At 44.0% G+C, this 8,452-nt stretch carries 6 protein-coding genes and 1 pseudogene; 1 reads left to right on the top strand and 6 read right to left on the bottom strand.

The genetic code is table 11. From position 1 onward, the window contains the following. Nucleotides 1-106: 106 nt before the first annotated feature. The 6 genes and pseudogenes from allB to allC form a co-directional block, all read right to left on the bottom strand. Nucleotides 107-1,468 (bottom strand): annotated as a pseudogene (gene allB, locus PVE40_RS00375) (allantoinase AllB); the annotation flags it as partial. 3 nt (nt 1,469-1,471) lie between these two features. Then, complete coding sequence (gene allW, locus PVE40_RS00380) at nt 1,472-2,926, bottom strand: allantoin permease (protein ID WP_274729900.1); 1,455 nt, start codon at nt 2,924-2,926, stop codon at nt 1,472-1,474. 93 nt (nt 2,927-3,019) lie between these two features. Then, nucleotides 3,020-4,225 carry a pyridoxal-phosphate-dependent aminotransferase family protein gene (locus PVE40_RS00385; protein WP_274729901.1) on the bottom strand — a complete coding sequence of 402 codons (1,206 nt, stop codon included), beginning with the start codon at nt 4,223-4,225 and terminating at the stop codon, nt 3,020-3,022. Nucleotides 4,226-4,344: 119 nt separating this feature from the next. Then, nucleotides 4,345-5,412, bottom strand: coding sequence for an ureidoglycolate dehydrogenase (gene allD / locus PVE40_RS00390; RefSeq protein ID WP_274729902.1), 1,068 nt, complete (start codon nt 5,410-5,412; stop codon nt 4,345-4,347). A gap of 15 nt (nt 5,413-5,427) precedes the next feature. Continuing rightward, nucleotides 5,428-6,216 (bottom strand): (S)-ureidoglycine aminohydrolase, encoded by a 789-nt coding sequence (gene allE / locus PVE40_RS00395; protein ID WP_274729903.1) that lies wholly within the window; start codon nt 6,214-6,216, stop codon nt 5,428-5,430. Between the two features lie 29 nt (nt 6,217-6,245). Then, nucleotides 6,246-7,472: an allantoate deiminase gene (gene allC / locus PVE40_RS00400; RefSeq protein WP_274729904.1), complete on the bottom strand. Its 1,227-nt coding sequence runs from the start codon at nt 7,470-7,472 to the stop codon at nt 6,246-6,248. Between the two features lie 214 nt (nt 7,473-7,686). On the opposite strand from allC, the gene PVE40_RS00405 reads away from it, so the two are divergent. Beyond that, entirely contained in the window at nt 7,687-8,277 is a 591-nt protein-coding gene (locus PVE40_RS00405; RefSeq protein WP_274729905.1) for a superoxide dismutase family protein, read from the top strand. Nucleotides 8,278-8,452: the final 175 nt, after the last annotated feature.

Raw genomic sequence — 8,452 nt, forward strand, 5'->3', positions numbered from 1 at the left:
CAGGAATGAGTCGCGGACTCATTCCTGATTTTTAATTTGTTTGTGCTTTCTTCATTTCAGTATCTTCTTCTGGAACGGGACGTGTTTTAATCGAAGCACTTCCCTTGTTTAACAAGAATGTTCCGCTTGGCGTCTCTACTACTCCGGCTTCGCTCGTATAAATCGTTTGACCGCGGAGAATTGTGCGCTCAATTTGAGCATTTATGGTCCTGCCGATGTACGGACTAATTTTATTTCGATACTCCAAGTCTTCCGCAGCCAACGTGTAGGCTGTGTTTGGTTTGATCAGGACAAAGTCTGCATCTTTTCCAATCGCAATCCGCCCTTTGTGATGCAACCCAAAGCGGTCTGCAGGATTACTCGCAATCACCTTAGCGAATTGTACCAACGTCATTCCCCTCTTCTGTACACCTTCATCGAAGAGAATATCTACGTTATTTTGCACACCGACAATTCCGCCCCATGCTTCAAAGGCGTTGTCCTTGTCTTTCAAATCTAGGGTACACGGGGAATGGTCTGAAGTGACAAAGTTAATCTCTCCAGCCAGAACCTGATCCCACATCCGCTCTTGATTTTCTTTTTCGCGAATTGGAGGCGAACATTTTGCTACAGCACCGAGTTCGTTCAGTTCACTTGTATCGAAGTATAGGTAGTGGGTACACGTTTCACACGTTACATCAACGCCCTCTTCGCGGGCTTTCGCTACTTCTACGACTCCTTCCCAACAAGCAATGTGACAAATATGGATGCGGCATCCTGTTTCTTTAGCAAACAGAATGGCCTTCCGGATTGGTTCTAACTCTGTGAACACGGGACGTGTTGCTACGTAAGCTTCCATGGATGTTTCTCCATTTTGGTACGCAATTTTCCCCAGTTTGTCTGTGATTGCTGCATTTTCTGCATGAATTGCAAGTACCTTGCCAGTCTTTGCAATCTGTCTCATTCCTTCGTATAGGCTGTAATCGTCCACATTTTCGAAGTCTCCTTCAATGGAACGATCTCCGCACGTCGCCATGAAACATTTATAAGCAACTACACCGCCATCACTTAATTCTTCAATTCCACTAGCCAAATTAGTCGGCACAAGTCCACCAAAAGAAGCAACATCTGCCCATACTTTCCCTTTTCCGGCTTCCAACTTTATCTGCAATGATTCTGCATCCACAGTAGCTGGCACTTGGTTTAAGGGCATCTCAATGAACGTCGTTACGCCACCTTTCGCACATGCGCGAGTTCCCGTTTCATAACCTTCCCACTCATCACGGTAACCACCGCCTGGCTCTGTGATATGAACATGAGCATCAATCATGCCGGGACTTACAATCAGTCCTTTTGCATCAATTACTTCTTTGGCTTGTTCCATCCCGGTTCCGATAGCAGCAATTTTTCCATCCTTAACGGCTACATCCGTTTCGATTTCTCCGTTTTCCAAAATTACCGTCCCATTTTTAATAATTAAATCATACATATTCTATTCACCTCTTCGATTTTCTAGCAAGACATAGAGTGCAAAAGAAATTCCAGCGCCGACAAACCAAGATAAATCAGATATTAATTCCAGCGACGTGAAGAATTGTCCGCTCAGTGAAACAACAAGAGCCACGATTGTAGCGATATAGGCATTCACATTTATACCTGAATAGGGATTGTCTTTGTTCTTCTCTTTCAAGTCCATGTACAAAAGGTCTAGGTTTATTTTCTGCTTCAAAATAAAATAGTATTGTGCCAGCATAACCCCCGCCACTGGGCCCAAGATGGCCCCAATGATATTCAAGAATGTAAAGATACTATCTGCGTTCTCCATCAGCTTCCACGGCATAATCAGGAAACTAATAACTGACGCAAGCAATACACCCTTTTTATAGTTGATGTGCCGCGGGAATAAAGCGGACAATTGATACGCAGCTGGAATAATATTTCCCGTCGCGTTTGTCGAGATGGTGGTCATTAATAACACAACCATCGCCAACGCGATAGCAGGCAAGCTGTCCCACTGCTCAATGATGGCCAGTATATTCCACTCTTGATAACCCAGATGAATAGAACCGCCAATCAGGATGGTCACACTCGATACGGCAAAAATCAGATAAGCAACCAAGAGACTAAGAGTTTGTCCGACTGCATGAGCGCGAGTACTTTTTGCATTTTGAGTGAAATCCGAGACGCTTGCTCCTGGTGCTGCCCATACAGCTAGCACCGCGTTGATGATCATAAGATAAACTAGAAAAGACGGCTGACTTTGACTTGCTCCTCCAGTCGGCTCGTAGGCTAGGATTCTTCCAATTCCACCGCTGACTCGAATCGCCCAGATGGTCATCCCACCAAATACGAGATAAATTAAAGGATTCAGAAAAGCCGTAAACTTATTCAGGACTTTCCCTCCGCCGAATCCAATCGAGACATTGATGGCCCAGAAAATAGTGAAGGCGATCAATCCCGGTATACGAATTCCGAAAAAGGTAGAATCGCCGCCTATCTGCAAGAATTCTGGCCAAATTTTCCCGATCAGAAGCAGCATGGCTTGCGATCCCGTGTAGTTTTGAAGACCAAACCACGCAATCGCAGCTACACATCCGCGTAGGAAGCCAGGCAGTTTCGCCCCCGCATTCCCATAAGTAGCACGCAAATGCATGGAAAAAGGAATTCCATATTTGGATCCTGCCATCCCATTGAAAACCATAAACGCCGCAACTGCACCAGCACTGATTACTAAAGCAAGCATGACATTGAAGGGTGACAACCCTAAAAATAAGAATCCGCCTACTGCAGCGTAATTAGGAATATTATGAACCGATCCCATCCATAAAGTGAAATAGTTTACGGCACTCATGTCTCTTTTTTCTTTCGTTTTTGGAAGAACATCATCGTTATAACCGCGCTTCTTTATTTCCTCCAGTGTCTTCTCAGTACTTTCATTTGTTGACATTTCTTCCTCTCCTAACTGAAAAGGCTCTCATTCTTGTTAAAGGAGAAGGAGGAGACATTTTGGAACCATTCTCCTCCTTTATATAATCACTCGTTACAGGTAAACTTCTAGTGCTGCTGGCACTGCTTTCCCTGGTTGAATCTGCGCTCCATGATACAGCAAAGCGCCCTCAAGTGCCCCTAATACATGTAGAACATTTTCCTTCCGACTGCTGTAGCCCATATTACCAATCCGCCAAATTTTCCCTGCCAGCTCACCGAAGGAAGAGGCAATCTCTACTCCAAAATGAAGGAGCATGGTTTTCCTTACTTCTTCACCGTCTATCCCTTCTGGAATAAGGACGGGTGTGACCGTTGGCATCTTACTGGAACGCTCTCCATAAACAGAAAGTCCCATTGCTTGAATTCCAGCGAGGATTGCTTCGTCGTTTTGAGCATGTCGTTGATAACTATTCTCTATCCCTTCTTCAATCAGCATGCGCAACCCAGTGTGCAGAGCATAAATCATACTCGTCGCTTCGGTATGATGGTTGATGCGCTCTTCATTCCAATACCTTTGAAGTTGACTAAGGTCTAAATAGTTACTGCTGATGTGTCGGTCGTTCCGGATATTGTTACCTAATCCTTTTTCTTGCTGGTAGCGTGAATCAATGAACGTCCGAACTTTTTCATTATAGGTAATCAAGGAAAGACCAGAGGGAACACTCAAACACTTTTGTGTACCGGCAACTGCAATGTCAACGCCCCACTCATCTACGTGTAGGGGAACTCCGCCATAGGTCGCCACCATGTCTACCACGAAGAAGATGTCGTTTGCTCTACAGTAGTTTCCAATCTCACTTAGTGGCTGCATTTGTCCGTTTGCCGTTTCTCCATGCACCATTGCCACAATCTTTGGTTGATGCATTTCAATTGCTTCTATTATCACTTCTGGGTCAAAGACACTTTCCCAGTCTTTCTCCAGATAAGTAACTTCTGCTTGGGCCCGTTCGCAAATTTCGCCTAGTAAGTAAGCGAAGCGACCATACACGGGAATTAACACCTTGTCCCCCGGCTCGATGAGTGCAATCAGTGCTGCTTCTAAACCTGAACGTGATGTCCCATCAATGGCAAAGGCATGTTCGTTTTTTGTGCCAAACGGAACTTTTATCATTTCCCTTACTTGATTCATAATCTGTAAAAAAGCAGGGTCAAACTGTCCGAGGATCGGTGTCGCCATCGCTCGAAGAACGACTGGAGAAACTTCTACAGGTCCTGGTGTCATAATTACCCGCTGTGGTATATTGATTTCTCGATACATTCTACTCGCCCCATTTCATAACGTTTTATTCGCCCCTATCTTACCTTGTTTCATCTGGATAAGGAACGAATAACCCCAACTGCTCTCCAAAAAGAGCAATCGGGGTTATTTCAAGCAAACTAGCTTTTCTCAGCAAATGCATTGAGGCCGCCATACTTATCAAAATGAACCGTCTCACTCACGAGATAGTTATAAATGTTTTGTTCCACTGGAATTCCTTCCACACTGTACTTCTCGTAGCGTTGTTGGCCTAATTCCCCTGGCACATACACTTGGTCAAACCCTTCAGCAGGCTTAATCTGATGCAATTCTTCGAAAGTTTGTTCCATATTTTCCTTGAACAACTCGAGGCTGGTGAAGCGTGAAGGATCAATTAAAATGTATAATTGCCCGAGTTCACGGCCTTCATTCATTTTATCGTACATGGATGAAACATGCTTCCCAAATGGAAGTCCCATCAACATTCCAGAAAGAATGTCTACCATCATCATCAAGCCATATCCCTTCGGACCTGCAATTGGCAAGAGCCCTGCAACATCATGAGGGTCAGTTGTTGGAACACCCGCTTGATCTACTGCCCATGTATTTGGAATTTCTTGGTTTTTAGACCGTGCATCAAGAATTTTCCCCCATGCTTGAACCGTGGTCGCCATATCAAATACAAATGGATGACCATTCTTACGCGGCGCAGAGAAAGCGATTGGATTCGTACCATAATAGTTCTCTGCTCCACCAAAAGGAACGACCATTGGATCTGATTGACACATTGCGATACAAATCAAATCATTTTCTGCTGCCTTCTTCACGTAGTAAGAAAGGACACCGCTGTGACCCATTCGAGACACACCAACTACGGCTACTCCTGTTTCTTTTGCGAAAGGAATCGCTTCTTCAATCGCCAGTTTACTTACGTAATGTCCCATCCCGTTGTCTCCATGGAAGATTGCTGAACTAGGACCTGTTTTTTCAAATTTCAATTGCGGATCAATCGTGATTCCGCCTTTTGCAATGCGTTCTGCGTAGTAGTCAACTCGGACTGCTCCATGCGAGTGGATGCCACATGCATCCGCATATACTAAATGCTTCGCTACTTCTTCAGCTTGTTCGGAACGAAGTCCAGCTGACTCTAGTTTATTTTTAATTAAGCGATGCAATTCATCCGGCATCACGGTAACGATTTCTGTCATCTACTATCACCTACTTTATATTTTCGGATCGCGGTTGCAATCTTTGGAGTACACATAACTTAACGGCTCGCCACGTCCTACTGCATAAGCAGCTTGCGGACAATACGCTCCCATAAAGATGTAGTCCCCTTTTTCTACCGGCATCCATTCGTTGTCCAGGTTATACATTCCTTGACCGGAAATGATGTACGCACCGTGTTCTTGCACGTGCGTCTCGATATAACCATGGCTCCCGCCTGTTTCAAAGGATAAAATGTGGAAATTCATATCAAACCCTAAATCATCGGTTGGAAGAAGATTCCATAATAGAACATCTTGCATATCTTCGTATTCAATAGCTTCCAGTTCATTAATATTGCCGACCACTTTATGTGCTTCGTGTCCTTCTAGTGGCTCATAGCGTTTCTTGTAGAGGAACACTTCTGTATCTTCTGTTTGAGCATTTTCAAGGTACATGGTTACCCCAGCTGGCAAGTATACATATCCGCCAGAAGTTAATTCATGTGTTTCTTCTCCATCACTTACGTTTAGAGCTCCTTCAATCACGTAAACGAAGGTTTGAACCCCTTCTTCACCAAAACCACGTTTGTTTTGGCCGCCTTCATGGAAAGTAATGATGTAATCCACAAAAGTTGCGCCTAATTTCGGTGAACCCAGAATGCTCAAGGATACATTCTCGAATCCCGGAACAACGTTTTTCACCAAACCATCATGAGGAAGCAAGGCATAGTTATCGCGTTTAATGACCGCACGTGATTCTAGTAGTCCATCCCTGTAACCTGTTTTTCCATTTTTATATCCCATTTCGATATCCCACTCTTTCTTTGAAATAATTAATATGCTAATTCGTATAAGGTACCAGCCAGTGCTTTTACCCCTTCAACCAAATCTTCTAGTTTTGTTTCTTCTGCAGGGTTATGGCTGATTCCGTTAATGCTTGGGGTGAAGATCATTGCCGTTGGATAGTGAGGAGCAATGATTTGCGCATCATGTCCAGCACCACTATGCATCACACGATAGTTCATTCCTTGCTCTTTCACTACTTTTTCAATTGTTTGAACAATTTCTTCATCCATCGGTACAGGCTCTTCATCCATCCACAAGTCAATGTTGATATCAATGCCCATCTCATTCGCCGTGTCTGTCATGAATGCTTCCAAATCCGTTGTGAATGATTTCAACGTTTCATTATCTGTATGACGACAATCGATGGTGAATAGCGTTTCTCCCGGAACCACGTTAACCGTATTTGGTTTCGGCTCCACTTTCCCAAATGTCAATACGAGCGGGTCGCCTAAGGTTTTTGCTCGTTCAATTGCTTCGGAACAGATTTTACTGAAGCAGTAGACGGTATCTTTCCGATAACCCATTGGCGTGGTTCCAGCATGGTTTGCTTGACCGCTCAAGGTAATCGTATAGCGTCTCTGACCAGCGATGCTATTCACTACACCTACTTGCAGTCCTTCGTTTTCCAATACATTTCCTTGTTCGATATGAATCTCGATAAATGCCTTGATGTCGTCACGCAATTTTTGTTCTTCAGCTGGAATGAAATCAAACCCACACTCACGCATGGCATCGACAAATTTTACGCCTTTCGAATCCGCAATGTCTTTCACATCTTCTGGTTTGGCTTCATTTACGAAGTTCTTGCTGCCCCAGAAAACAGTAGGGAAACGACTGCCTTCCTCTTCCGCCATTGAAATAACTTCTAAGGAGCGACGTGGTTGTCCGTGCTTTTCCACAAGGTATTGAACCGCTAAGTAAGCAGCAATGACGCCGAATTGACCATCCAATGTACCGCCATTCACTACTGTATCAATGTGAGAACCGGACAAGATGGTTTCTTCTGGCAGTTCTGACCCTTCGATACGGCCGAATAAGTTTCCGATCCCATCGAAGCGGGTTTCCATGCCAATTTCTTCTAGCTTCGCTTTGACTGCTTGTTGTGCCTCTAACCATGACTTAGAATACAAGAGACGTGTCATTCCGCCTGTTGGATCGCTTCCAATTTGTGATAATAGGTCTACATTTTCTTGAACTTGTTTCATTAAATCCATCTCTATGTGCCTCCTATGATATACATTGAGTTTCTTTATCTACTTCAAATTGTAAGCGTTTTTGAATCCATATGCTATTGCGCTATCTGACAAATTCCTGTTTTCTTTTGTGCACTTCGAATAGTCGCGCTCTTTTCCTTTCAAAGGATAGTCGTTATTTTGGAGTTCTCCCACCCTTTTTAGTACACTGAACACATAGAAAGGAGAGATTAGGATGACGTTAAAAAGTAAGGTTTTATTTTTATTGACTTCCTTTTCGATACTTACCGCTTGCGGATCTACCACACAGACGCCAAATGTTCCTTCTGAATCTGCTGCAACCGACACGACGACCATTCAAGAAGCCGACTCTGTAACAGTAGAATTAATCAATGCAGATGGAGATAAAATTGGAGAAGCTCTGCTTACAGAAGAACAAGATCAAGTTGTTCTGTCCATTAGTGCAACGGACTTACCTCCTGGTGAACATGGCTTCCATATTCACGAAAAGGGGATCGTTGAGCCGCCTTCCTTTGAATCAGCAGGAGACCATTTCAATCCAACCGATGCAGAACATGGTGAAAATAGCGAAAATGGCCCACACTTAGGCGACATACCGAACTTAGTAGTAGAAGAAGATGGAACGGTCGAGGCAGAATTTATTTTGACCGGTGTGAGCTTAAACCCTGATGTAGAAAACAGCTTGGCTCAGCCAGCAGGAACTTCTTTAGTGATTCACGCCAACCCGGATGATTATGAATCCCAACCATCCGGTGATGCGGGTGACCGTATTGCGGCTGGTGTTATTTTTGAACCTAGCGAATAGAAAAACAGCAAGTAATTTCCTAATGAGAAATTACGGTTCTATGTCAAATAGTGTTGGTGGACCAAAAGAAAGTCAAAGCGAAGACTAACTCGCTTTTTCTTTTTCTTTTTCTTCTTGTCGGCGCTTTTCCTCCTTGTAATGGAGTGCCTTCGGCTCAAATTGGCTCGCAGTCAGG

This window comes from Jeotgalibaca caeni, from assembly GCF_028863945.1.
Lineage (GTDB): Bacteria > Bacillota > Bacilli > Lactobacillales > Aerococcaceae > Jeotgalibaca > Jeotgalibaca caeni.

Excerpts from the sequence above, each read along its gene's own strand:
- allE (WP_274729903.1), bottom strand. The coding sequence starts at position 6,216 with ATGGGATATAAAAATGGAAAAACAGGTTACAGGGATGGACTACTAGAA.
- allC (WP_274729904.1), bottom strand. The coding sequence starts at position 7,472 with ATGGATTTAATGAAACAAGTTCAAGAAAATGTAGACCTATTATCACAA.
- PVE40_RS00385 (WP_274729901.1), bottom strand. The coding sequence starts at position 4,225 with ATGTATCGAGAAATCAATATACCACAGCGGGTAATTATGACACCAGGA.
- allD (WP_274729902.1), bottom strand. The coding sequence starts at position 5,412 with ATGACAGAAATCGTTACCGTGATGCCGGATGAATTGCATCGCTTAATT.
- allW (WP_274729900.1), bottom strand. The coding sequence starts at position 2,926 with ATGTCAACAAATGAAAGTACTGAGAAGACACTGGAGGAAATAAAGAAG.
- PVE40_RS00405 (WP_274729905.1), top strand. The coding sequence starts at position 7,687 with ATGACGTTAAAAAGTAAGGTTTTATTTTTATTGACTTCCTTTTCGATA.